Raw genomic sequence first — 22,640 nt, 5'->3', positions numbered from 1 at the left:
GCACCCCGCCGCACCCGGGGCCGGGCCCCCGCGCGCACCGGCCCGAGCACCGTCGCGGGCGCTCACTACGCTGGCCCCATGCCTCAGCTGCGGGTGGCCATGGCCCAGGTCGACACGACGGTCGGTGACCTCGACGGCAACGTCGCGGTCATCCTCGACTGGACGCGGCGGGCCGCGCAGGACGGCGCGCACCTGGTGCTGTTCCCCGAGACCGCCGTCACCGGGTACCCGGTGGAGGACCTCGCGCTGCGCACCTCCTTCGTCGACGCCTCCCGGCGGGCGGTGGGGCGGCTGGCGCGCCGGCTGGCCGACGACGGGTTCGGCGACGTGACCGTCGTCGTGGGCTACGTGGACCGGGTCGGCGAGGACGCCCGCCCGGGCGCGGGGGGTCCGCGCAGGCTGCCGCAGAACTGCGCGGCGGTGCTGCACGGGGGCCGCGTGGTGGCGCGCTACGCCAAGCACCACCTGCCCAACTACGGCGTCTTCGACGAGTACCGCATCTTCGTGCCCGGCGACGACCTGCTGGTCGTGCGGGTCCGTGGGGTCGACGTGGCCGTGGCGATCTGCGAAGACCTCTGGCAGGACGGCGGACCGGTGCAGATGGCCGGCGACGCCGGCGCCGGGCTGCTCGCGGTGCTCAACGCCTCCCCCTACGAGCGCGACAAGGACGACGTCCGCCTGGAGCTGGTCGCGCGCCGCGCCGCCGAGGCCGGCTGCCCCATCGCCTACGTCAACGCCGTGGGGGGCCAGGACGAGCTCGTCTTCGACGGCGACTCCCTCGTGGTCGCCGCCGGGGGCACCGTGCTGGCCCGCGGCCCGCAGTTCCGGGAGGCGCTGGTCGTCACCGACCTCGACCTGCCGGCGGGGGTCACGACCCCCGGCTGGGAGGAGCACGTCCAGCGGGTCACCGTCACCGCCGAGGCCGTCCCCGCCTACGAGCCGCGCGCGTCGGAGGTCCTCCAGCCCCTGCCCGACGTGGCCGAGGTCCACGGCGCGCTCGTCCTGGGGCTGCGGGACTACGTGCGCAAGAACGGCTTCCGGTCCGTGGTCGTCGCCGTCTCCGGCGGCATCGACTCCGCGCTGGTCGCGTCGCTGGCCTGCGACGCGATCGGCCCGGAGAACGTCCTGGGGATCTCGCTGCCCTCGGGCTACTCCTCCCAGCACTCCAGGGACGACGCCGAGGACCTCGCGAACCGCTGCGGGTTCGAGTACCGGCAGTACCCGATCGCGCCGATGGTCGAGGCGTTCCTCGGCACCGTCCCGCTGCGCGGGGTGGCGGAGGAGAACCTGCAGGCGCGCGTGCGCGGGACGACGATCATGGGCATCGCCAACCAGGAGGGCCACCTGACGCTGGCGACGAGCAACAAGAGCGAGCTCGCCGTGGGGTACTCGACGCTGTACGGCGACTCCGTCGGCGGGTACGCCCCGCTCAAGGACGTCCCCAAGACGCTGGTGTGGGAGCTGTCGCGGTGGCGCAACGCGGAGGCGCTCTCGCGCGGGGAGCAGCCGCCGATCCCGGAGAACACCATCACCAAGCCCCCCTCGGCGGAACTGCGCCCGGACCAGACCGACCAGGACTCCCTGCCGCCCTACGAGGTCCTCGACGCGATCCTCGAGGACTACGTCGAGGGCGACCGCGGGCGCGCGGAGATGCTCGAGGCGGGTTTCGACGCCACCGTCGTCGACTCCGTGGTGACCCTCGTGGACCGCGCGGAGTGGAAGCGGCGGCAGTTCGCGCCGGGGCCGAAGATCTCCTACAAGGCCTTCGGCCGCGACCGCCGGCTGCCCATCACCAACCGCTGGCGCGAGCCCGCCGCCTCGGCCTCGCTCACGCCCCCGGTGGACGTGAAGACCGACAGCCCGCTGGGACAGGACTGAGATGACCTACGCCACCGAGCCGCCGCCCCCCGTCCCGGGCCGGCGCCGCACCCGCGTCCACCACTTCCAGCAGTGGAAGGACGCGGGCGAGAAGTGGGCGATGCTCACCAGCTACGACGCGATGACCGCGGCCGTCTTCGACGAGGCCGGCATCCCGGCGCTGCTGGTCGGGGACTCGGCCGCCAACACCGTCTTCGGGATGCCGACGACGCTGCCGGTGACCCTCGACCACCTGCTGCCGCTGGTGCGGGCCGTGGTGGCCGGCGCGCCGCACGCGTTCGTCGTCGCCGACCTGCCCTTCGGGTCCTACGAGGTCTCCGACGACCTCGCCGTCGCCTCCGCGGTGCGGGTCATGAAGGAGGGCGGCGCGCACGCGGTGAAGTTCGAGGGCGGGGCCCGGCGGGCGGGCCGGGTCCGGGCCGTCGTCGAGGCGGGCATCCCCGTCATGGCCCACATCGGCTTCACCCCGCAGTCCGAGCACGCCCTCGGCGGCTACCGGGTGCAGGGCCGCGGCGAGGCGGGCGAGCAGGTCCTGGCCGACGCCCGGGCGCTGGCCGAGGCCGGCGCGTTCGCGGTGCTCATGGAGATGGTCCCCGCCGACGTCGCCGCGCAGGTCACCCGCACCCTGGCCGTGCCCACCGTCGGCATCGGGGCGGGCTCCGGGACCGACGGGCAGGTCCTGGTGTGGCAGGACTTCGCGGGGCTGTCCGAGCGGACGGCGAAGTTCGTCAAGCGGTTCGCCGACGTGCGCACCGCCCTCTCCGACGCGGCGCGCCAGTACGCCGAGGAGGTCCGCGGCGGGTCCTTCCCGGGGCCCGAGCACTCCTTCTGAGGGCGCTCAGACCAGGGTCAGCACCAGCGCGTCGCGGCGCACCTCGTCCAGCGCCCGGCGCACCGCGCCGAGGGCGACGACGTCGCGCCCCAGCGTCGAGGCGACCACGAGGGGCCGCGGCGGGTCGAGGAACGCGGGCAGCTCCCGGTTCACGACGTCGACCAGCGGCGCCGCGTCGGCGATCCCGCCGGCGACGACGACGCGCTCGGGGTCGAGCAGGCTGGCCAGGGTGACCACCACGCGGGTCAGGCGCAGCCCGGCGATCTCCACCAGCGCGGTGGCGACCAGTCCGCCGGCCGCGGCGGCCGCGACGACCTCGGGGGCCGTGGAGCCGGGGCCGCGGCCGGTGCCGGCCAGGTCGCGCAGCACCTTGCCCAACCCGTCGGCCGAGCCCACCCCGGCGACGATGTCGAGGTGGCGCATCTCCCCCGCGCCCCCGCGCGCCCCGCGCAGCAGCCGGCCCCCGGCGACGACCCCGGCGCCGAAGCGCTCCCCCGCCAGCAGCGTCACCTGGTCCGCGACCCCGACCCCCTGCCCCTGCCCGCTCTCGGCGAGGGCGGCGAGGTTGGCGTCGTTGTCGACGACCGCGGGCCAGCCGCGGCGGGTGAGGGCCGCGGCGAGGTCGGGGTTCATGAAGGCCCAGTAGGGGTTGCGGGTGAAGACCGTCCGGCCGTCGGCGTCGACGGGGGCGGGCACGCCCACGGCCAGGGCCAGCACCCGGGGGTCGCCCGCGCGCTCCAGCGCGGCGAGGACGACCTCCTCGACGGCCTCGACCCGCCGCTGCGGTGGGTCGAGGGCGACGTCGTGCTCGACGACGGCGGAGGCCTCGCCCAGGACGCGCCCGCGCAGGTCGGTGACCCGGGCGGCGAGGCGGTGCGCACCGGCGTCGACCCCCACGACGGCCCCGGCGCCGGCGCGCAGGGCGTAGCGGCGCGCGGGGCGGCCCTTGGCGGGGGTGGGGCGGGCGGTGCGCCGCTCCTCCAGCCAGCCGCGCTCGATGAGCTCGTCGCACACGTCGTGGACGGTGGCGCGGGAGAGCCCGGTGGCGCGCATGAGGTCGCTGGCGGTGACCTCGGGGGCGTCGGCGGGGGGCTCGGCGGGGGGCTCGGCGGGGGGTTCGGCGGGGGTGAGGACCTCCGCGAGGTCCCACACGTGGTGCAGCACGGCGAGCGCGTTGTCGTCGCGCAACCGCCGGGTGACGGAGTCGCGCACCCGCGGCACCGCCACGTCGTCCGCCACGTCGTCCGACCTGTCGTCCGCCACGTCTTGACCTCCCGGGGAGCCGTTCCGCACACTCGGACCACGTCTTTTATTCAAGCCCCGGATCAAATCGCGATCACTGGAGACCCGACCGTGTCCGACCTCCTCGACCACGCCACCACCCCCTCCTCGCCGCCGGCCACCACCCCGGACCCGTGGTGGCGCCAGGCCGTCGTCTACCAGGTCTACCCGCGCAGCTTCGCGGACTCGAACGGCGACGGCACCGGCGACCTGCCCGGCATCACCGCCCGGGTCCCGCACCTGGTCTCCCTCGGGGTCGACGCCGTGTGGCTCTCCCCCTTCTACCCCTCCGCCCTGGCCGACGGGGGCTACGACGTCGACGACCACCGCGACGTCGACCCCGCCATCGGCACCCTGGAGCAGTTCGACGAGATGGTCGCCACCCTGCACGCCGCGGGGATCAAGGTCGTCGTGGACATCGTGCCCAACCACTCCTCGAACCGGCACCGCTGGTTCCGCGACGCGCTGGCCGCCGGGCCCGGCTCCCCCGAGCGCGAGCGCTACGTCTTCGCCCGCGGCCGCGGCGAGCACGGCGAGCTGCCGCCCAGCGACTGGACGGCCGTCTTCGGGGGCCCGGCGTGGGAACCCGTCGGCGACGGGGAGTGGTACCTGCACACCTTCGCCCCCGAGCAGCCGGACTGGAACTGGGACCACCCCGAGGTGCGCGAGGACTTCCTCACCACGCTGCGCTTCTGGGCCGACCGCGGGGTCGACGGGTTCCGCGTCGACGTCGCCCACGCCCTGGTGAAGGACATGTCCTCCCCGCTGCCCTCCGCCGCGGAGCTGGCCGCGGACGACCTGCCCGACGGAGCCCACCGGTTCTGGGACCGCGACGAGGTCCACGAGGTCTACCGCGCCTGGCGGGCGGTGTTCGACGAGTACGACCCGCCCCGCACCGCGGTCGCCGAGGCGTGGGTCGCCACCCACCGCCGCGCCCGCTACGCCTCCCCCGAGGGGCTGGGGCAGGCGTTCAACTTCGACCTGCTGCGTTCCGACTTCGACGCCGCCTCCTTCCGGCGGATCGTCGAGGAGAACCTCCGCCTGGCCGCGGAGTCCGGCACCTCCTCCACCTGGGTCCTGTCCAACCACGACGTCGTGCGCCACGTCAGCCGCTACGGCCTGCCCGACGGGATGGACGAGGCCGACCGGGCGCGGTGGCTGCTCAGCGGCGGCACCGACCCCGCCCCCGACCTCGAGCGCGGCGCCCGCCGGGCCCGGGCGGCGACGGCGTTCCTGCTCGCCCTGCCCGGCAGCGCCTACCTGTACCAGGGCGAGGAGCTGGGGCTGCCCGAGGTCGCCGACCTCGACGCCGCGGTGCTGCAGGACCCGACCTGGCTGCGCTCCGGCCACGTCGACAAGGGCCGCGACGGCTGCCGCGTCCCGCTGCCCTGGACCGCGGAGGGCCCCTCCCACGGCTTCGGCCCCGGCCCCTCCCACCTGCCGCAGCCGTCCTGGTTCGCCGCCCACGCCGCCGACGTCCAGGACCGCGACCCCCGCTCGACGCTCTCCGCCTACCGCGAGGCGCTGGCCTGGCGGCGGCGGCTGCGCACCGGCGAGGAACTGGTGTTCGAGGACGCCCCCGAGGGCGTCGTGCGGTTCCGCCGCCCCGGCGGCTGGACCTGCGTCACGAACTTCACCACCCGCGCCGTCCCGCTGCCCCCCGGGCGGGTGGTGCTCTCCAGCGGGGCGCCGGCCGACGAGCTGGACGGCGAGCTGCCTGGGGAGACGACCGTCTGGCTGCTGCCGGCGGACTGACGGGCGCGCGCGGGCCGCGGGCCGCGGGGAGGTGCCATGATCCGACGGTGGACCACCCCCTCCCCCGGCCCGCCGACCCCGCCCCGGACCCCGACGGCGCCCGCGGGCACCGCGACTGGGTGCACCGGGCCGTGCGCAAGGTGGAGGCGGACGCCAACCGCAGCGCCGACACCCACCTGCGCGTGTTCCCCCTCCCCGCGGAGTGGGAGGTGCAGCTCTACCTCAAGGACGAGTCCGTCCACCCGACGGGCTCGCTCAAGCACCGCCTCGCCCGGTCGCTGTTCCTCTTCGGCCTCGCCAACGGCGCGATCGGGCCGGACACGACGCTGGTCGAGGCCTCCAGCGGGTCCACGGCCGTGTCCGAGGCGTACTTCGCCCGCATGCTCGGCCTGGACTTCGTCGCCGTGGTCCCCGCGCAGACCTCGGTGGCCAAGCTCGACCTCATCACCGGCCAGGGCGGCCGCCTGCACCTCGTCGACGACCCCGGCGAGGTGTACGCGGCCGCCGAGGAGCTCGGGGCCCAGGACGGGTGGTACTACTTCGACCAGTTCGCCACGGCCTCCACCGTCACCGACTGGCGCGGGAACAACAACATCGCCTGCTCGATCTTCGAGCAGATGGCCCTGGAACCCCACCCGGAGCCGGAGTGGATCGTGGTGGGCGCCGGCACCGGGGGGACGAGCGCCACCATCGGGCGCTACTGCCGCTACCAGAAGCACGCGACGCGCCTGGCCCTGGCCGACCCGGAGGGGTCGGTGTTCGCCGAGGCCTGGCGCACCGGTTCCCGCGCGCTGACGGGTCCCGGTTCGCGCATCGAGGGGATCGGGCGGCCCCGGGTGGAACCCTCCTTCGTCCCCGCGGTCGTGGACGAGGCGTTCACCGTCCCCGACGCGGAGTCCGTCGCCGCGATGCGGATGCTGTTCGAGCGCACCGGGATCCGGGCCGGGGCCTCCACCGGCACCAACCTCGCGGTGGCGCTGCGGCTGGTGGACCGGATGCGCCGGGCCGGGCGCGCCGGGTCGGTGGTGACCCTCGTCTGCGACGAGGGCAACCGCTACCTGGACACCTACTACTCCGACGACTGGGTCGAACGGCGCGGTCTGGACCTGGCGTCCGCCCGGGCGGTGCTGGCACCGTTGTTCGGGTGAGCGCGGCGAGCACGCACCCCGTCGAGGTCCCCCTGCCCGGCGGCCGCGTGCTGCACGCCCACGACACCGGCGGGCCGGGACCCGTCGTGCTCTGGCACGGCGGGACCCCGAACACCGGCGAGCCGCCCGCCCCGCTGCTGGAACCGGGGGTCCGCTGGATCGGGGTGGACCGCCCCGGCTACGCCGACTCGCCCCGCCGCCCGGGCCGGAACGTCGCGAGCGTCGTCGGCGACGTCGTCGCGGTGCTGGACCACCTCGGCGTCGAGCGGTGCGTGAGCGTGGGCCACTCCGGCGGGGGGTCGCACGCCCTGGCCTGCGCCGCGCTGCTGCCCGGGCGGGTGGCCGCCGCCCTGTCCGTCTCCGGTCTGGCCCCCTACGACGGCACGCCGGGCTGGTTCGAGGGTCTCGGGCCCGCCGGGCGGGCGAGCCTGGGCGCCGCGGTGGCGGGACGGGCGGCGAAGGAGGAGTTCCAGGCCGCCGGCTCCGGCGGGATCGACTTCACCCCCGAGGACTGGGCCCTCCTCGAGGGCCCGTGGGGGTGGTTCGGGCCGGTCGTGCAGGCCGCCACCGCGAACGGCGACGGCGGGCTCGTCGACGACGACCTCGCCCACGTGCGGCCCTGGGGCTTCGACCCCGCCGGCACCACCGTGCCCGTCCACCTCCTGCACGGGGAGGCCGACCGCGTCGTCCCCGTCGGCCACGCCCACCGGCTCGCCGCGCTCGTGCCCGGGTCGACGCTGCGGGTGGTCCCCGGCGCGAGCCACCTCTCGGTGCTCACCGAGGCCCCCGGCGCCCTGGCCGCGGTCCTGGCCCACCTGGCCTGAGGCCCTCCGGTGGAGGTCCCGGGAGCTCCGGTGGAGGTCCCGGGAGAAGGGTCCGCCGATCCTGCACCGACGGCGCCCACCGTCCCCGCCCGTCCCCGGTCGTGGCCAGCATCGGAGGGTGCCCTCCTCCCGACCGCCGGTCGTCCTCGCGCTCGCCACGGGCTTCGGCGCCCTGAACGCCGCGCTCGACCTCTCCTCCTCCCCGGGGGCCCGGTTCGGCGGTTCCCTGCTCAACGCGGGGTGGGCCTGGGCGGGGCTCGCCGTCCTCACCGGTGCGCTCGTGCGGACGCCGCGGCGCGCGGCCGCGGCCGGGTGGCTGGCGACGAGCGCGGCCCTGCTCGCGTTCGCCCTCGCCGACGCGCTGCTGCGCGCGGTGCCGCCGGCGGCCACGCTGCGCGGGGACGCGACCTGGTGGGCGGCGAGCCTGCTGGTCTGCCCGGTGCTGGGGTTCCTCGGGTCCCGGGTGCGCGACCCCGGCCCCCTCGGCCTGCTCGCGCGGCTCCTCGTCCCGCTCGGGGCGGCGCTGGAGGCGCTCGTCCTGCCACCGGGGCCGGCGGGCGACCCGGTGGCCGTGGCGGCCCGGGCCGCGACGTGGCTGCTCGCCGCGGCGGGGGCGCTCGCCGCCCTGCGCCACCGCGCGCGCGAGGACCCCGCGCGGGCGGGCCGGTAGGGGCGCGTCAGCCGACGGCGCCGGCCAGCCAGCGCGCGATCTCCTCCCCCGCCGCCGCGCCGGTCGCGGCGGTGAGCTCCACCCCGGGGTGCTCCCAGCCGGCCCGCAGCAGCTCCCCGTGGCGGGGGCGGCGCGCCGCGCGGGCGGCGACGAGCAGGTCCACGTCGAGCAGCGAGTCCCCGGCGGAGACGAAGCCCGTGGCGCCGCGACGGGACACCACCTCCGCGACGGCCGCCGACTTCGTCAGCGGGCGCGGGACGGCGTAGAGCTTGCGGCCCTGCAGGGACACCGCGTAGCCCCAGCCGTCCAGCCGCACGGTGAGGTCCCCGAGGCGGGTCCCCTCCAGCTCCGGGCGCTGCCCCTCGCGCAGGACGAGGTAGCCGAACAACCCCGGGACGCTGCGCACCGCGGGGTCCTCCGAGCCCGGGACCGCGGTGACGAGCTCCCCGGCCAGCCGCGCCAGCTCCGCGTGCACCTGCGCCAGGGGGGCGCAGCCGGACAACCGGTCCCGCACCACCTGCGCCCACGCCGCGTCCGGGGCGCCGTCGACCAGCAGCACCCCGCCGTTGGCGCACACCGCGTACCGCGGCGCAGCTCCCGGCCAGCGGATCCGCGCGTACTGCTCCGGGGTCCGCGTGGTGACGGGCAGGAAGCGCCCCGACGCCACCAGGTCCCCGAGCAGCGCCCACGCCGCGGGGGTCACGTAGGAGATGACCCGCCCCTCGTACTCCTCGACCTCGACGAGCCCGGCCACGTCCACCCCGGCCGAGCGGGCGGAGAACACCAGCGTCTGGTCGAGGTCGCTGGCGGCCAGCAGGCCGTTCCCCCCGCTCACACCGCCCGCCCGTCGGCGCCGGTCGCCCCCCGGGTGAATCGCGGGTGGATCAACCCGATCGCGGAGTAGGACAGCCCCGGCACCTCCTCCACGACCACCCCGCGCTGCGCGGCCAGCAACCGCACGTGGGCGAGGTCGTCGGGGTGGCGCAGCTCCGCCTCCGGGCGCACCAGGACCCGCCACGGGACCCGGCGCAGCAGCACCCGGGTCGTCTCCCCCACCCCGGGTTTGACGAGGTTCACGTCGCCGATGTCGTAGTGCTCGCTGACCCGCTCGACCTCGGCCCAGCCGGTGAAGGTGGCCGTGCGGTCCTGCGCGCGCACCACCGCCACCGCCGCCGGGACCTCCGGGGCGACGTCGTCGAACCAGGAGCTCACCACGTCCAGGAACCGGTTCGACGCGTCGACGGGGGCGAGGTCGGCGTAGAACTTCGCCCCGTGGAACCGGCCCGGGGCCAGCAGCCGCTCGTTCAGGACCGTCCGGCTCACCAGCCCCGACACCGTGGAGTTCAGGCACGCCGAGGGGATGAGGTAGTCCTCGCGGGTGCCGAAGGTGCGCACGCAGTGGCCGGGGTCGGCCAGCACGGCGAGGTCGTCGCTGAAGCCGGGGAAGCGGGCCAGCGCGGCGGACAGCTCCCGCACGATCGCCCCCTTGCCGGTCCAGCCGTCGACGAAGACGACCGCGGAGGGGTCGTGGTGGGCGGCGATCCAGCGCAGCGCGACCTCGTCGATGCCGCGCCCGCGCACGATGGACACCGCGACGTGCGGCCAGTGCAGCCCGGCGCGCAGCCCCCAGCGGCGCAGCAGGATCCCCACCGGGGTCCCGGCCCGGGCCAGGGACGCGAGCAGGAGCTCCTCCCCCCGCTCGGCCCGCAGCAGCTCGGCCACCACCCCCACCCCGAGGGCCACCCGGCGGGCCGTGCGGTCCAGGGCGTCGGCGAACAGCCGCTGGTACTCCGCGCTCGGCTGGTACTCCACCGGCAGCGACTCCGCGTAGTGCGCCCCGCCGCTCTGGATGGCCTCCTCGCGCTCCTCGGCCGGGGCCTCCAGCTCCACCCCGGACAGGTCGCTGAGCAGCCAGCTCACCTCGTCGGGCAGGTAGGAGGAGAACCGCGGGCCCGACAGGGGCGTGGGCAGTTCCGTGGACGAGGTCACCGGGGGCTCCAGGTGTCGGCGGGCAGGGTGACGAGCAGCAGCCGCGACGCGAGCGGGGCCAGCGCCGCGAGGACGCCGTCCGGGGCGTGCAGCGCGGTGGGCGCGGAGGCGGAGTCGACGACGAGGACGATCGCGTCCCAGCCCCCCTCGCGGGCCGCGTTGTGGGCGTAGCGGGTCCCCGGGCCGTCCACGGCCGGGTCGTGGGAGGTGAAGGCCACCGAGCTGCGCACCGCGTACCCGGGGTCGTCGACGGCCAGCACCGGCGAGCGCGTCGTGGAGGAGAACCGCACCCGCCCGGGGTGGCGGGCGGCGAGCTGGCAGGCCACGGCCAGCGGGGCGTGCAGGAGCTCCTCGGAGGCCAGGACGAGGACCTCGGCGTCGGTGCGCACCTCCGGCAGCAGGTGCCGCACGAGGTCGGCGCCGGCGAGCAGCTCCGCGTGGGCGGGCGCGGTGCCGAAGCGGGCGGTGGTGGGGACCCCGCTCGGCCAGTCCACCCGCACCGGCACCGCGTCGGCGGGAGCACCCGCCGCGGGGACGACCGGAGCCACCCCCGCGACGAGGTCCGCCCCGCGGGCGAGCACGTCGGGGGGCAGGTCCACGACGCCGCGCGCCAGGCTGACCACGTCCACGCGGGCCCCCAGCTCCGCGCCGAGCCCGTCGAGGCGGGCCCGGTCGGCCTCGGCGCGCACGTCGACCAGACCGGCCACCACGTAGTGCCGGTGCGGGGAGCGGGCGTGCAGCGCCCGCAGGGTGTTCGCGACGGTGCGTCCCGTGGAGAGCTCGTCGTCGACGAGGACGACCGGGGCGGTCGGGTCGGCGAGGGCGGCGAGGACGGCGGGGTCGCGCGGCAGCAGCCGGTGCCCGGTGGCGTGGGAGTGCTCCTCCTCGAAACCGGCGTAGTCGAGGGCGCCGGGCACCGCGCGGCGGGTGGAGTGCAGCCCGGCGCAGCCGAGGGCGTCGGCGACGGTCTGCCCGAGCCCGGTGGCGGTCTCGGCGTAGCCGACGACGAGGGCGTCGGGGCGGGCCGGGGCGCGCTGCACGCCGGCGGCCACCGCGGCGGTGGCGAGCTCGTCACCGGCCAGCGCCGCCCGCCAGGTGCCGGCGTCGGGCCCGGGGGCGTCGGGCACCCCGAGGACGTCGGCGACGAGACCGCCCAGGCGCGCCCCGGCCGCCCGCACCAGCCGCGGGTCGGTGGGCACGTGCTTGCCGAGGACCTCGCTGACCAGCAGGTGCGCGCGCCGGGGGTTGCGCCGCAGGGCGAGGCCGAGCAGGTCGTGGACGGTGAGGCCGTCGGCGCCGGCGGGCCCGTCCAGGTGCACGCCGAGCCGCTCGGCGACCCACCGGGTGCGGGCGGGGGCGTGCGGGACGACGCGGTTCACGCGCGGGCCCCTTCCGGTGAGCGGGTGAAGGCGCGCCAGGCGTCGTCCTGCGCCTGGAGCAGGTGGACGTAGGTGGTGTCCTCGCGGGCCACTCCGAAGGCGCGGGCGCGGGCCAGGACGCGCTCGGCCCAGACCCGGTGGGGGCCGGCCTCGTTCATCTTGTTCCGGTAGGTCGAGGCCATCGCCCCGCCCCCGTGCTGGGCCACGACGTCGGAGGCGTCGCAGAAGTCCTCGTGCGTGACCACCGACGTGGCGTGGACGACGGCGACGTGGGAGGGGTGGATGACGGTCTTGCCCTGCAACCCGTTGACGCGGTCGAGGACGAGCTCGCGCACGAGGCCGTCGAGGTCGTCGGTGATGAGCTGCTCGCGCAGGCCCACCGACCCGGACTCCGCGAACGGCCGGGCCGCCAGGGAGGTGCGGAAGACCCGTTCCCCGGAGGAGAAGTGCTCCCACACGGGGGCGGTGATGGGGTAGCCGCTGCCGTCGGCGCGGCCCAGGACGTTGATGACGTCGCCGAGGACGTCGGCCACGACCCGGACGTCCCACACGGTGGCCCCCCGGGGCCGGCGCAGCCCGTAGGCGGCGGAGAGGTCGGTGGCCCCGGTGCGCACGGCGAGGACGACCTCGCGGTGGGCGTCGAGCACGTCGCGGATGGCGAACAGCGCCTCGCGGCGGGTCTCCAGGTGCGCGACGTCGCGGCTCTCCAGGACCGGCATGGCCCACATCCGCCGCCCCGCCCGCTCGGAGGCGGTGCTGACCGCCTCCAGCCACTCGTCCGGGGAGGGCTGCCCGCCGCCCCCGAACTTGGGGACGACGAACCCCGTCAGGCAGTCCAGCCCGACGCCGCTGCGCTCGACGACGCGCAGCAGCTGCTGCGGGGTCCGGGCCCGCACGAAGAGCATGAGGGGCGCCCCGTCGCGCCACTCGGGGGTGCGGGCCAGGCCGGCGAGCTCGCGGACGAGGATCTCCTCGGCCTCGGCGACGCGGTGGTCGGGGACGGAGTCCTCCAGGCACGCCACGGCCGAGAGGACCCCGCGGCGGGCCAGCCGCAGCAGGTCCCCCGCCAGGCGCTCGCGGGTCGCGGGGCAGTACAGCGTGGCGCCGAGCGCGACGGCGAGCTCGTCGCGCCCGGCGGTGACGTCGACCGGTCGCGGGGGGTGGAGGAAGAGGTCCCGCTCCCGCTCCGCGTCGAGGGTGCTGAAGTGCCGCACGCTGGGCTCAGCGGCTCAGACGTGGGCGGCGACGGCGTCGCGGAGGTCGCGGATGTGGCGGCCCTGGGCGGGTGCGCCGATGGCCGTCATGGCCCAGCCGCTGCCCTCGCGGGTGAGCTTGGCCATGATCTGCGCGGTGTGCGGTCCGGCGTCGGACAGCTCGTAGCGGGCGAGCTCGACCGGCTGCGGCTGGGCGGCGTCGACGAGGCGGCAGACGGCGTTCTGGACCTGGGAGAAGTCCTGGCCGGTGAAGCTGGACACCGTGAAGACGAGGGTCTGCACCTGGGCCGGCACCGCGGGCAGGTCGATGTGGACGACCTCGTCGTCGCCCTCCCCCTCGCCGGTGAGGTTGTCGCCGCTGTGGACGACGGACCCGTCCTTGCTGCGCAGCTGCTGGAACCACACCTCGTCGACCAGCCGGCGCTGCGCGTCGAAGAGCAGCACGCTCGCGTCGAGGTCGATGTCGACGGCCTTCTTGCGGAACAGGCCCTTGGCCACGGCGTCCCAGCCCAGGCCCATGAAGACGCGGGTGAGGCTGCCCCCGCCGGACTTCTCCAGCGACAGCTTCTGGCCCTTGTTCAGACTGACGGCCACGGTGGGCCCCTCTCTCGTGGTGGATGGGGTGTGCTCAGGAAGGACGCGGGACGGTGCCCTCGGAGTTCCAGTCGAGGTCGTCGAACCCGTACGCGAGCGCGACGTCGCGCGCGGTCCCGGGGAGGAACTCGTCCTCGCGGCGGACGACGAGGTCGCCGCCGACGTCGTGCACGGAGGCGATGACGCAGGTGCGCGCCCCCGGGGGCGGCTCGCCCGCCCACATCTGCAGGGTGCCCCCGCCGCGGCGGGCGAGGGTCAGGTGCGGGGCCAGCCGCCGGTAGTCCGGGGGGTTGGGCCCGACGGCGTAGACGTACAGGACCATCCGGCGCATCAGGCTCAGGTGGGCGGCGTCGGCGAGGACCTCCTCGCCGTCCTGCTCGCTGCGCGGTCCCAGCCGCAGGACCTGGCGGGCGCCGAAGCCGGGGGCGGCGAGCAGGTCACCCAGGGACTGCAGCGCACCCGCGTGACGGTCCCGGGTCTCCCAGAGGCACCCGAGGTGGACGTCGGTGGAACGGTGCAGACCGGCGGCGGTGACCTGCCGCTCCCAGCGCAGGGTGATGCGCAGGGTCCCCGAGGCCCGCTCGGCCGCGGGGATCGTGGCGGTGGGGCGCTCGTCGTCGAGGACGACCCGGCGCTCGCTGGCCCGGGCCTGCCCGACGGCGACGACCGGGGCGGGGGCCGCGACCCGCGCCGGGGCGGGGGGCGCGACCCGCGCCGCGGGCGGCGGAGCGGGCGGGGCCGGGGTGGTGACCACCGGGCGGGGGCGGGGGGGCTGCAGGTGGTCGGCCAGCGTGCGCCGGCTGCGCCGCGGCCCGGGCCGGCCGAGGAAGTTGTGGACCTCCTCCGCCGGCCGCGCGTTCGTCCCGCCGCTCACCGCTCGCCCTCCTGCTCAGCCCGCCGACCCCCCGCCCCCGCTCCGTCCCGCTCGGCGGATCAGCCCGGCTGCGCCGCGTGGTGCTGCTCGACGTGGGCTTCCTCGGGGTGGGCCCGGTTGTACCGGATGGAGCTGATGAGCGAGGCCACGATGAAGGCCAGCCCGATGAGGCCGGTGACGACCTCGGGGATCTCCACCTCGATGCTCAGCAGCAGGATCACCGCGAGGGCGCCGATGGCCCACAGGGCGCCGTTCTCCAGGTAGGGGTACTGGGCGAGGGTGCCCTCCTCCACCAGGTGCACGGTCATCGACCGGATGTACATGGCGCCGACGCCGAGGCCGATGGCGATGATCACCGGGTCGGAGGTGATGGCGAAGGCGCCGATGACCCCGTCGAAGGAGAACGAGGCGTCGAGGACCTCGAGGTACAGGAAGAGGAAGAACGCCGCCTTGCCGGTGGCCCGGGCCGCCCCGCTGGGGCCGTTGACGCCGGAGGCCGTGGTGCCGGCCGAGGTGGTGGCGGGGTCCTCGTGCTCGACGTGGTCCTCGACGTTGAACAGCTCGCCGAGGCCGTTGACGAGCAGGTAGGTCACGATGCCCGCCAGACCCGAGGCCAGGACGGTCCGGCCGTGCTCGGTGGCGAAGGTCTCGGCCACCACGAGGAGCACGGCGCCGGCCACGATGACCTGGACGTAGTCGAGCTTGCCGACCTTCTCCAGGGCGCGCTCGATCGGCCCGAGCCAGTGGTGCTCCTTCTCCCCGAAGATGAAGTTGAGGAAGAGCATGAGCAGGAACATGCCGCCGAAGGAGGCGATGGTGGGGTGGGCCTCGTGCAGCTCGTAGCCGTACGTGCCCGGGGTCTCCGGGTCACCGCCCTCGAGGGCGAGGCGGATGACCTCGATCGGCCCCAGCCCGGCGGTCACGCTGACCAGCACGATGGGGAAGACCAGCCGCATGCCGAAGACGGCGATGATGATGCCGACGGACAGGAAGATCTTCCGCCAGAAGTCGCTCATCCGTTCCAGGATGGTCGCGTTCACCACGGCGTTGTCGAACGAGAGGCTGATCTCGAGGATCGAGAGGATCAGGACGAGGGCGATCGCCTGCCCGATGCCCAGGTGGGCCGACAGCCCGTACCAGGCGGCGAGCACCAGCCCCAGGGCCGTCACGACGAAGGACCAGCGGTAGGTCTTGAGGATCACCTGTCAGCTTCCTGTTCATGCGGAGCCCGTGCGGGCCGGACCTCGAACCCTACTCACCGCCGTGCGGACGACGTGCGAACGCGCACCGTCCCCGGCCGGGGACGGTGCGCGGTGGAGTGCGTCAGACGCTGACGCCGAAGTCGGTCGCGATGCCGCGCAGACCGTCGGCGTAGCCCTGGCCGACGGCGCGGAACTTCCAGTCCGACCCGTTGCGGTACAGCTCGCCGAAGACCATCGCGGTCTCGGTGGAGGCGTCCTCTGTGAGGTCGTAGCGGGCGACCTCGGTGCCGCCCTCGCTGTTGACCACGCGGATGAAGCCGTTGCGCACCTGCCCGAAGGACTGCTTGCGGGTGTCGGCGTCGTAGATGGCGACGGTGAAGACGATCTTCTCGATCTCGGCGGGCACGAGGCTGAGGTCGACGTTGATCTTCTCGTCGTCGCCGTCGCCCTCACCGGTGCGGTTGTCGCCGGTGTGCTCCACGGAGCCCTCGGGGGACTTCAGCTGGTTGAAGAAGACGAAGTAGCCGTCACTGGGGACCTTGCCGTTCGCGCCGACCATGATGGCCTGCGCGTCGAGGTCGAACTCCGAGCCGGTGAAGGAGTTCGCGTCCCAGCCCAGGCCGATGACGGCCTTGGTCATCCCCGGCGCTTCCTTGGTGAGGGAGACGTTGCCGCCCTTGCTGAGGCTGACGCCCATGGTGTTCGCTCCGTTTCGTCGCTGCGTTCGGTGGTGTGACCGCTTGCGGTGGGCCCAACGATCACCGGGCCCGGTTGGTGCCCGGGGAGGTCCCGCTAGCCGCGGGAGCCCCCGAACAACCCGCCCAGGGCCCCGAGGCCCTGCTGGTCGGGCTTGGCGCTGTTCTTGACCAGCGCCTTGGCGAAGGCCTCGATGGTGACCGACTGCAGGATGACGCGCCCGTCGCCGCGCAGCGTCGCCAGGGTCAGCCCCTCACCGCCGAGGACGGCGCTGACGATCCCCTGCCGGTTCAGCCGGCCCACGGTCTCGACGCCGTAGGTGATGCGGTCGTCCCAGGCGACGACGCAGCCGGTGTCGACCCGCAGGGTGCCGCCGTAGTCGGCGGGGTTGATGTCGATGAAGTCGCCCGCGCCGGCGATGAGCAGCGACCCGCGGCCGGTGAACCTCTCGAGGATGAACCCCTCCCCGCCCATGAGGCCCTGTCCCACCCCGGAGAAGGCGATGTCGAAGTGCACCCCCGCCTCGGCCGCCACGAAGGCGTCCTTCTCGGCGAACCACGTCGTCGAGCCGTCCAGCTCCAGGTGGCGCATCTCGCCGGGCAGGACGCCGGCCAGCCCCAGCAGCCCGTCGCCGCCGGGGGTGTGGAAGTGCTGGAAGGCGAAGGACTCCCCCGCCAGCACCCGCTTGCCGGCCTGGGCCGCGCCGCGCAGCAGCCCGCCGAGGCCGCCCCCCTCGCCGCCGCCGGGCGCGGTGAGCTTGGTCTCCATGACCACGTCGCCGGAGGAGAAGAGGAACTTCCCGGCCTCGCAGTACAGCGTCTGCCCGGGACGCAGGGTCACCACGGCCATCTGGGTCGTGGAACCGACGAGCTGCACGTCGAGGGTCACGGTCCCCTTCCTACCGCACCGGACCGGGCACCGCGAGGGTCACAGGTCCAGGTCCCCGCGGCGGAACTTCGCCTCGAGGAACCGGCTCTGCTGCTGCTGACGGTCCACGTCGGCCGAGAGCACCGCCTCCCGCAGCTGCCGGCAGCCGTCGGCCATGAGGTGCAGCTGGTTGCGCAGCTCCTCCGCCGGGGTGGACCCCGCGGCGTTGCGGCTGCCGCGGGCGACGTCGGGCGGCAGGGCCAGGAAGTCCTCGACGGTGCGCGGCAGGTGCTCCCCCGCCAGGGTCTCCAGGTCGTGGCGGACCTGGGGGTCCCCGCCCCGCTCGGCGATGCGCAGCAGCAGCGGGCCGAGCAGGTCGGCGACCTCGTGGACGAGGACGACGTCGGTGCGCTCGAAGCGGTCCACGGCGGTGTCGACCCGGCGGACCGTGGCGACCAGGGCCTTCTCGGCGGCGGTCACCTGCGGCGCGCTGACGGCGGGCGCCCCCGCCGCCGCGAGCCGCTGCTCCCGGACCACCGGCGCGGCCTCCTCCGGGCGCAGCAGGACCGGCACCGGGGCGAGCGTCCCGTACTTGATCGCGCGCCGGTAGTGCCGCCGCAACCGGCGCCGCCGCCGGGCCTCGTTCTCGTAGGCCACGTTCGCCCCGATCCAGGCCCACATCGCGATGAACCCCACCCACCACAGGCCCAGCGGCCCGAGGGCGGCGTAGAGGACGATCCAGCCGCCCAGGCCGACGAACCGGACGAGCTGGAAGACGGGGTCGGAGACCCACCCGAGCACCGGGAGGTTCGCCCCCAGGCGCGGTTCGAGGTCGTTCGGGCCGATGACCTCGACCTCGCGCTCGGGCAGGACCACCCGACGGGGCCGGTCCCGGTCGTCGTCGCCCTTGCGCAGTTCGATCCCCACGGCCGTCCTCACAGGTCCAGGTCGGAGCGCCGGAACTTCGCCTCGAGGAACCGGCTCTGCTGCTGCTGACGGTCCACGTCGCGGCTGAGGAGGGAGTCGCGCACCTGCCGGCAGCCCTCGACGAGCAGCTGCAGCTGGGCCCGCAGCTCGTCGGCCGGGGTCGTGCCCGCCGCCGTGCGGTGGGTGCGGGCGTAGTCGTCGGGCAGGACGAGGTAGTCCTCGACGGTGCGCGGCAGGTGCTCCCCGGCCAGGGTCTCCAGGTCGTGGCGGACCTGCGGGTCCGCGTCGCGGGTCCGCACCTGGGCCAGCAGCGGGCGCAGCAGCCGGTCGACCTCGCGGACCAGCTCGACCGCCTCGGGGTCCATCCGGCCCCCGGAGGTCTCGGCCGTGACGAGCACCGCGGCCAGCCGGCGCTCGGCGGTGGTGACGGGGTCGGGCAGCTCCGGGACCGCGGGCGGGGGCGGGGCGAGCGCGCCGCGGCGGCGCGCCCGCTCGCGGTGGCGCTCCAGCCGCCGGGCGCGGCGGGCCGCGCGCCCGGGCCCGGCCCACGGCAGGCCCTGCTGCTTGACGTAGCCGAACACCGCGCCCTGCATCAGGAGCATGATCAGGCCCAGCCACCAGAGGTGGGTGGCGAAGGCGACGATCCACCCCGCCGTCCACGCCGTGGTGAACACCCCCATCGCGTGCGGGTTCAGCCCCCGCGCCTCGTCCGCCGCCGGGAGCGACGGCTCCCGCCGCTGGTACGGCGCCGGTGGGGGCGTCGTCCGCGCCACCGTCGCGCCGGGGCGCCGCTCCGGAGCCACCTCCGGAGCCACCTCCGGAGCCACCGCGGGAGTCACCTCCGGCAGCGGCTCGCGCGTCCGCGGGCCCCGCGTCCCGTCGCCCTTGCCGAGATCGACACCCACCGCGTCCTCCTACAGGTCCAGGTCCGAGCGGCGGAACTTCGCGTCGAGGAACCGGCCCTGGACCGACAGCTTCTGCGCGTCGTGGTCGTGGACGGCGCGCTGGAGGTCCCGGGACCCGTCCACCAGCAGCCGCAGCTGGTTGACGAGCTCCTCGGCCGGGGTGAGCCCCGACGGCAGCCGGTGGGTCTCGGCGTAGTCGGGGGGCAGGTCGAGGTAGTGCTCCAGCGCCCCGGGCAGGTACTCGGTGACGATGGCCTCGAGGTTGTGCAGCTCCTCGACCTCCGCGCCGCGCCGGGCGACGTGGGCCAGCAGCGGCCGCAGCACGTCCTCGACCTCGCGGACCGCGGGCACGGCCCCGTCGGGCAGGCGGCCGCCGTGGCGGTTGGCCGTGCGCACGACCTCGCGCAGGGCCTCCTGCAGCCCGCTCACCGGGTCGGCGGGGGCCGGGGGCACCGCCGGGGTCGTCGGGGCCTCCAGGGCGGGTTCGCCCGTGAAGGCCGCCTTGATCCGCAGCCACGTCGAGTTCGCCATGATCGAGTGCACCAGTCCCAATCCCCAGGTGCCGGCGCCCAGCAGGGAACCCAGCACGAGGAACAACAGCTCGTGGCCCGTCGCCAGGCCCAGACCGAGGCCGAGGCCGGTGGCGGCCCCGCCCATCGCGACGAGGTAGCCGAGCGCGGCCAGCACCCACTGCGGCCGCCGCCCGCGCAACCCCATGTAGAGGAACGCCAGCCACGGCAGCCCCAGCGCCGGGATCGCCAGCCACCACGAGTTCGCGGCCCGCCAGGTGCGGCTGCGCAGCCGGCGCGAGACGAGCTCCGGCGGGGCCTGCGCGGGGCCGCGCCGCACGACCCTCCCCTCGGCCGCGGCAGCCCGCCTCAGCGCCCGGGAGGGGCGCTGGTCGGCGCGGGAGGAGGCCACCGAGCTCACCGGGGACCTTCCAGCGCGGGACCCGCGCCCTGCTCGCCGTTGCGCGCGCGCTCCAGGTAGGACCGCGAGCGGTGCACCTGCCCCTCGAGGGCGTCGACGGTGTTCGCCATGCTCACCACGGCCTGCTGCTTGAACGTGTCGATCGCGTCCATCGTCGCGAAGACGTTGTCGAAGGCCTTCTGCAGCGTGGCCACGTCCACCGTGGCCGTGGAGGCCTGCTCGTGGATCTGGCCGGTCTGCTGCTTGAGCATCTCCGAGGTCGACAGGATCATCTGGTTCGTCGTGGTGTTCAGCGCGTTGATCTGGTCGAGCACGAGCTTCTGGTTGGCCAGCGCCTGCGCCACGATCACCGCGGTCCGCAGGGCCGCCACCGTCGTCGTCTGCGCCCGGTCGACGCCCTTGATGAGCTCGATGTTGTTCTTGCGCACCAGGTCCAGCGCGAGGTAGCCCTGCACGCTGACGGCGAGCTGGGTCAGCAGGTCCTGGTGGCGCTGGCGGATCGGGAACAGCGCGTCGGCGGTGAGGGCCTCCGCGGCCTGGGGGTTCGTCGCCCGCAGCTCGTCGATCTTGGCCACCGTCGCCGCGTCCAGGGCCTTGGCCAGCGTGGAGTACTCGGTGAGCTTGCCCATCGTCGTCCAGAGGTTCTGCTTCTCGGACTCGATGGAGGCGTTGTCCTTGCGCAGCTCGTCCTGCCCGCTGGCCAGCGCCTTGATGATCGCGTCGAGCTGGGACTGGGCGTCGGCGTAGCGCTCGAAGTAGCGCTGGATCTTGTTGCCCGCGGGGATGATCCCGAGGATCTTCCGCACGCCCTTGAGGTCGGCGCGGCCGGGGTCGAGGGCGGTGACGGTCTGGCGCAGCTCCAGCAGGGTGCTCGCGACCTTGACCTGCGCGTCGGCCCCGGGCCCGGAGGCCTTCTGCCCCTTGGCCCCGGCCAGGCTGGACTGCGGGCGCTCGAGCATGCGGTTGGAGACCTGCGCCGAGGAGCGGACCTCCTGCTCCCCCATGCGCGTGATGTCGTCGACCTTCTTCTGGAAGGCGGGGCTGCGCGGGTCCTGCGCGGCGAGGTCGGCGACGAAGGCCTGCGCCTTGCGGTGCAGCTCCGCCCGCGTCGCCTCGTCGAGGGGGATCATCCCCTCGGCCTGCTCGTCGGCGACCACCGGCACCGGGGCCGGCGGGGTCAGCTGCAGGTCCGGGGCAGGCGGGGTGGCCGGCACGGCCGGCGGGTCCAGCGGCTTGCTCAGGTCCAGCGACTCCGACATCAGGCGGTCCCCCTCGTGTGCGTCCTGCGTACCCGCCCGCGCCACCCGGGCTCGTCGCCGATCCTAGGTCCGCCACGGGCGGTCGTCCGATCCTGACCGAGGGTCCGGGTCGGGGGCATCCACCCCTCGGTGGAGGAACCGGCCGCGCTCGTCGTCCTCACGTCGGGGATCACCCCGGTCAACGCCCCGGGACGCTCAGGGGTGCCCCTGACCGCGGCGGCGCGAGGACCGGGGGACGACCGGGGTCACCAGTCGTCCTCCTCGGCGTCGCGGCGGTCGTCCTCCTCGGTGCGCGCGCGGGCGGTGTCCAGGGCTCGCTGGGCCTCCTCGCGGCTGGCGTAGGGCCCCAGCAGGTCCCTGTTCGGCCCCTTCCGCTCGAGTTCCTGGACCTCGCCGGTGCGGACGTCGTAGAACCACTGCGTCGTCATGACGGCATCCTGGCGCTTCGGGGAGCCCGGCGCACCCGACCTAGACTCGGGTCCATGAGCACGGGCACCGCTACCGCACCCCTCGGCACCCTGGTGCCCGGCACCATCTCGCCCCGGCGCCCGGTCCCGCCGCGGATCGACCGGCCCGAGTACGTGGACCAGCAGGCCCCGCTGCCCTACAAGGGCTCCCACGTCATCGACCCCGAGGGGATCGAGCGCATCCGCCGCGCCGGGAAGCTGGCCGCGCAGGCGATGGCGCTGGTGGGCGAACACGTCGTGCCCGGGACGACGACGGACGAGCTGGACCGGATCGGGCACGAGTTCCTCTGCGACCACGGCGCCTACCCCTCGACGCTGGGCTACCGGTCCTTCCCCAAGTCGCTGTGCAGCAGCCTCAACGAGGTCGTCTGCCACGGCATCCCCGACTCCACGGTCCTCGCCGACGGCGACATCGTGAACATCGACATCACCGCCTACCTGGACGGCATGCACGGCGACACCAACGCGACGTTCCTCTGCGGGGACGTCGACGAGGAGTCGCGGCTGCTGGTGGAGCGGACCCGCGAGGCGACGCGCCGCGGGATCAAGGCCGTGGCGCCGGGGCGGGCGATCAACGTCATCGGCCGCGTCATCGAGGCCTACGCCAAGCGCTTCGGCTACGGCGTGGTGCGCGACTTCACCGGCCACGGGGTGGGCCCGGCGTTCCACTCCGGGCTGATCGTCCCCCACTACGACGCCGCCCCCGCGCACGCGACGGTCATGGAGGTCGGCATGGTCTTCACGATCGAGCCGATGCTGACGCTGGGCACCCACGAGTGGGAGATGTGGGAGGACGGCTGGACGGTGGTCACGAAGGACCGCAAGCGCACCGCCCAGTTCGAGCACACCCTCGTCGTCACCGAGACCGGCGCGGAGGTCCTCACCCTCCCGTGAGGCCGGGCCTCCCCCGGGAGTCGTACCCGGGCGGCCCGAGGATCCTCCCCGCGGA

Annotated in this window: 20 protein-coding genes and 1 pseudogene; 7 read left to right on the top strand and 14 right to left on the bottom strand. The window is 75.2% G+C overall.

The genetic code is table 11. The annotated features are described in order from the left end of the window. The first annotated feature begins 78 nt into the window (after positions 1 to 78). Positions 79 to 1,878, top strand: a complete 1,800-nt coding sequence (locus tag KRAD_RS17510) for an NAD+ synthase (protein WP_012086980.1) — start codon at positions 79 to 81, stop codon at positions 1,876 to 1,878. A 1-nt stretch (position 1,879) separates the two neighbouring features. Then, complete coding sequence (panB, locus tag KRAD_RS17505) at positions 1,880 to 2,710, top strand: 3-methyl-2-oxobutanoate hydroxymethyltransferase (protein ID WP_012086979.1); 831 nt, start codon at positions 1,880 to 1,882, stop codon at positions 2,708 to 2,710. Positions 2,711 to 2,716: 6 nt separating this feature from the next. Here the strand turns inward: panB and KRAD_RS17500 are convergent, their stop codons facing one another. Next, positions 2,717 to 3,973, bottom strand: coding sequence for an ROK family transcriptional regulator (locus KRAD_RS17500; RefSeq protein WP_049821265.1), 1,257 nt, complete (start codon positions 3,971 to 3,973; stop codon positions 2,717 to 2,719). Between the two features lie 90 nt (positions 3,974 to 4,063). Between KRAD_RS17500 and KRAD_RS17495 the strand changes: the two genes are divergently transcribed. The 4 genes from KRAD_RS17495 to KRAD_RS24560 all read left to right on the top strand — a co-directional run bounded on the left by KRAD_RS17495 (position 4,064) and on the right by KRAD_RS24560 (position 8,388). Beyond that, the gene (locus KRAD_RS17495) at positions 4,064 to 5,746 is read left to right on the top strand and encodes a glycoside hydrolase family 13 protein (RefSeq protein WP_012086977.1); all 1,683 of its coding nucleotides are present in this window, start codon (positions 4,064 to 4,066) and stop codon (positions 5,744 to 5,746) included. A gap of 47 nt (positions 5,747 to 5,793) precedes the next feature. Then, the gene (locus KRAD_RS17490) at positions 5,794 to 6,894 is read left to right on the top strand and encodes a PLP-dependent cysteine synthase family protein (RefSeq protein WP_012086976.1); all 1,101 of its coding nucleotides are present in this window, start codon (positions 5,794 to 5,796) and stop codon (positions 6,892 to 6,894) included. Continuing rightward, entirely contained in the window at positions 6,891 to 7,718 is an 828-nt protein-coding gene (locus KRAD_RS17485) for an alpha/beta fold hydrolase (RefSeq protein WP_012086975.1), read from the top strand. Before KRAD_RS17490 ends, KRAD_RS17485 begins: the two co-directional genes overlap by 4 nt. A gap of 118 nt (positions 7,719 to 7,836) precedes the next feature. After that, positions 7,837 to 8,388 (top strand): hypothetical protein, encoded by a 552-nt coding sequence (locus KRAD_RS24560; protein WP_012086974.1) that lies wholly within the window; start codon positions 7,837 to 7,839, stop codon positions 8,386 to 8,388. A gap of 7 nt (positions 8,389 to 8,395) precedes the next feature. Here KRAD_RS24560 and KRAD_RS17475 read toward each other — a convergent pair whose 3' ends face one another. From KRAD_RS17475 to KRAD_RS17410, 13 genes and pseudogenes are all read right to left on the bottom strand, one after another. After that, positions 8,396 to 9,223 carry an HAD family hydrolase gene (locus KRAD_RS17475; protein WP_012086973.1) on the bottom strand — a complete coding sequence of 276 codons (828 nt, stop codon included), beginning with the start codon at positions 9,221 to 9,223 and terminating at the stop codon, positions 8,396 to 8,398. Beyond that, positions 9,220 to 11,756 (bottom strand): annotated as a pseudogene (locus KRAD_RS27840) (phosphoribosyltransferase). Before KRAD_RS27840 ends, KRAD_RS17475 begins: the two are co-directional and overlap by 4 nt. Beyond that, complete coding sequence (locus KRAD_RS17460) at positions 11,753 to 12,970, bottom strand: HpcH/HpaI aldolase/citrate lyase family protein (RefSeq protein WP_012086970.1); 1,218 nt, start codon at positions 12,968 to 12,970, stop codon at positions 11,753 to 11,755. The pseudogene KRAD_RS27840 and the gene KRAD_RS17460 overlap by 4 nt, the downstream one beginning before the upstream one ends. Positions 12,971 to 12,985: 15 nt before the next feature. Further along, positions 12,986 to 13,564: a TerD family protein gene (locus tag KRAD_RS17455; protein ID WP_012086969.1), complete on the bottom strand. Its 579-nt coding sequence runs from the start codon at positions 13,562 to 13,564 to the stop codon at positions 12,986 to 12,988. Between the two features lie 34 nt (positions 13,565 to 13,598). Continuing rightward, entirely contained in the window at positions 13,599 to 14,438 is an 840-nt protein-coding gene (locus KRAD_RS17450; protein WP_012086968.1) for a hypothetical protein, read from the bottom strand. Positions 14,439 to 14,497: 59 nt separating this feature from the next. Further along, complete coding sequence (locus KRAD_RS17445; RefSeq protein WP_012086967.1) at positions 14,498 to 15,640, bottom strand: DUF475 domain-containing protein; 1,143 nt, start codon at positions 15,638 to 15,640, stop codon at positions 14,498 to 14,500. A 121-nt stretch (positions 15,641 to 15,761) separates the two neighbouring features. Continuing rightward, complete coding sequence (locus KRAD_RS17440; RefSeq protein ID WP_012086966.1) at positions 15,762 to 16,337, bottom strand: TerD family protein; 576 nt, start codon at positions 16,335 to 16,337, stop codon at positions 15,762 to 15,764. 95 nt (positions 16,338 to 16,432) lie between these two features. Then, the gene (locus tag KRAD_RS17435; protein WP_012086965.1) at positions 16,433 to 17,224 is read right to left on the bottom strand and encodes an AIM24 family protein; all 792 of its coding nucleotides are present in this window, start codon (positions 17,222 to 17,224) and stop codon (positions 16,433 to 16,435) included. A gap of 39 nt (positions 17,225 to 17,263) precedes the next feature. Continuing rightward, positions 17,264 to 18,130, bottom strand: coding sequence for a hypothetical protein (locus KRAD_RS24555; protein WP_049821264.1), 867 nt, complete (start codon positions 18,128 to 18,130; stop codon positions 17,264 to 17,266). Positions 18,131 to 18,138: 8 nt separating this feature from the next. Beyond that, positions 18,139 to 19,035 (bottom strand): hypothetical protein, encoded by an 897-nt coding sequence (locus KRAD_RS26625; RefSeq protein ID WP_012086963.1) that lies wholly within the window; start codon positions 19,033 to 19,035, stop codon positions 18,139 to 18,141. 9 nt (positions 19,036 to 19,044) lie between these two features. Then, positions 19,045 to 19,965, bottom strand: coding sequence for a hypothetical protein (locus tag KRAD_RS26620; RefSeq protein WP_012086962.1), 921 nt, complete (start codon positions 19,963 to 19,965; stop codon positions 19,045 to 19,047). After that, positions 19,962 to 21,224 carry a toxic anion resistance protein gene (locus tag KRAD_RS17415; protein ID WP_012086961.1) on the bottom strand — a complete coding sequence of 421 codons (1,263 nt, stop codon included), beginning with the start codon at positions 21,222 to 21,224 and terminating at the stop codon, positions 19,962 to 19,964. The genes KRAD_RS26620 and KRAD_RS17415 overlap by 4 nt, the downstream gene beginning before the upstream one ends. Positions 21,225 to 21,469: 245 nt before the next feature. Further along, on the bottom strand, positions 21,470 to 21,652 hold the full coding sequence (locus tag KRAD_RS17410; protein ID WP_041292186.1) for a hypothetical protein: 183 nt from the start codon (positions 21,650 to 21,652) through the stop codon (positions 21,470 to 21,472). 54 nt (positions 21,653 to 21,706) lie between these two features. Here KRAD_RS17410 and map point away from each other — a divergent pair, with 54 nt between their 5' ends. After that, positions 21,707 to 22,585: a type I methionyl aminopeptidase gene (gene map / locus KRAD_RS17405; RefSeq protein WP_012086960.1), complete on the top strand. Its 879-nt coding sequence runs from the start codon at positions 21,707 to 21,709 to the stop codon at positions 22,583 to 22,585. Positions 22,586 to 22,640: the final 55 nt, after the last annotated feature.

Origin of the sequence: Kineococcus radiotolerans SRS30216 = ATCC BAA-149 (genome assembly GCF_000017305.1) — a bacterium.
Classification (GTDB): domain Bacteria; phylum Actinomycetota; class Actinomycetes; order Actinomycetales; family Kineococcaceae; genus Kineococcus; species Kineococcus radiotolerans.
The sequence above is the reverse complement of the archived record's forward strand: the minus strand, read 5'-3'. Positions and strand labels throughout refer to the sequence as shown.

Coding starts and splice junctions, on each gene's coding strand:
- KRAD_RS17415 (WP_012086961.1), bottom strand. CDS start 21,224: ATGTCGGAGTCGCTGGACCTGAGCAAGCCGCTGGACCCGCCGGCCGTG.
- panB (WP_012086979.1), top strand. CDS start 1,880: ATGACCTACGCCACCGAGCCGCCGCCCCCCGTCCCGGGCCGGCGCCGC.
- KRAD_RS17510 (WP_012086980.1), top strand. CDS start 79: ATGCCTCAGCTGCGGGTGGCCATGGCCCAGGTCGACACGACGGTCGGT.
- KRAD_RS17440 (WP_012086966.1), bottom strand. CDS start 16,337: ATGGGCGTCAGCCTCAGCAAGGGCGGCAACGTCTCCCTCACCAAGGAA.
- map (WP_012086960.1), top strand. CDS start 21,707: ATGAGCACGGGCACCGCTACCGCACCCCTCGGCACCCTGGTGCCCGGC.
- KRAD_RS17410 (WP_041292186.1), bottom strand. CDS start 21,652: ATGACGACGCAGTGGTTCTACGACGTCCGCACCGGCGAGGTCCAGGAA.